This is a genomic window from Magnetospirillum moscoviense, from assembly GCF_001650635.1.
Classification (GTDB): Bacteria; Pseudomonadota; Alphaproteobacteria; order Rhodospirillales; family Magnetospirillaceae; genus Magnetospirillum; species Magnetospirillum moscoviense.
Genome location: NZ_LWQU01000074.1, coordinates 1 through 1,191 on the forward strand (window position 1 = coordinate 1; position 1,191 = coordinate 1,191).

At 64.5% G+C, this 1,191-nt stretch carries 1 protein-coding gene; it reads left to right on the plus strand.

What is annotated here, in order from left to right; genetic code table 11:
- Positions 1-1,191 (plus strand): elongation factor Tu, encoded by a 1,191-nt coding sequence (tuf, locus tag A6A05_RS03575; protein WP_068497538.1) that lies wholly within the window; start codon positions 1-3, stop codon positions 1,189-1,191.

Sequence of the window (1,191 nt, forward strand, 5' to 3'; positions counted from 1 at the left end):
ATGGCCAAGGCTAAATTCGAGCGTAACAAGCCGCACTGCAACATCGGCACCATCGGTCACGTCGACCATGGCAAGACCTCGCTGACCGCTGCGATCACCAAGGTGCTGGCCGAGACCGGCGGCGCCACCTTCACCGCCTACGACCAGATCGACAAGGCGCCGGAAGAGAAGGCCCGCGGCATCACCATCTCGACCGCTCACGTCGAGTACGAGACCGCCAACCGCCACTACGCCCACGTGGACTGCCCCGGCCACGCCGACTATGTGAAGAACATGATCACCGGCGCGGCTCAGATGGACGGCGCGATCCTGGTGGTTTCGGCCGCCGACGGCCCGATGCCCCAGACCCGCGAGCACATCCTGCTGGCCCGTCAGGTCGGCGTGCCGGCCCTGGTGGTGTTCATGAACAAGTGCGACATGGTCGACGATCCGGAACTGCTGGATCTGGTCGAGCTGGAAGTGCGCGAGCTGCTGTCGTCCTATGACTTCCCCGGCGACGACATTCCGATCGTCAAGGGTTCGGCCCTGTGCGCCCTGGAAGACCGCTCGCCGGAAATCGGCCGCGAGGCGATCCTGGCCCTGATGGCCGAAGTCGATAAGTACATCCCGCAGCCGGAGCGTCCGAAGGACAAGCCGTTCCTGATGCCGATCGAAGACGTGTTCTCGATCTCGGGCCGCGGCACCGTGGTCACCGGCCGCGTCGAGCGTGGCGTGGTCAAGGTGGGTGAGGAAGTCGAGATCGTCGGCATCAAGGCGACCGTCAAGACCACCTGCACCGGCGTTGAAATGTTCCGCAAGCTGCTCGATCAGGGTGAGGCCGGCGACAACATCGGCGCCCTGCTGCGCGGCACCAAGCGTGAAGACGTCGAGCGTGGCCAGGTTCTGGCCGCCCCGGGTTCGATCACGCCCCACACCAAGTTCAAGGCCGAAGCCTACATCCTGACCAAGGAAGAAGGCGGCCGTCACACCCCGTTCTTCACCAACTATCGTCCGCAGTTCTACTTCCGCACCACCGACGTCACCGGCGTCGTGAGCCTGCCGGAAGGCACCGAGATGGTGATGCCGGGCGACAACGTGTCGATGGAAGTCCAGCTGATCGCCCCGATCGCCATGGACGAAGGCCTGCGCTTCGCTATTCGTGAAGGCGGTCGTACCGTCGGCGCCGGCGTGGTTGCCAAGATCGTCGAGTAG

What these genes read in the sequence shown, in the direction of transcription:
- tuf (WP_068497538.1), top strand. Translation starts at nt 1, where the DNA reads ATGGCCAAGGCTAAATTCGAGCGTAACAAGCCGCACTGCAACATCGGC.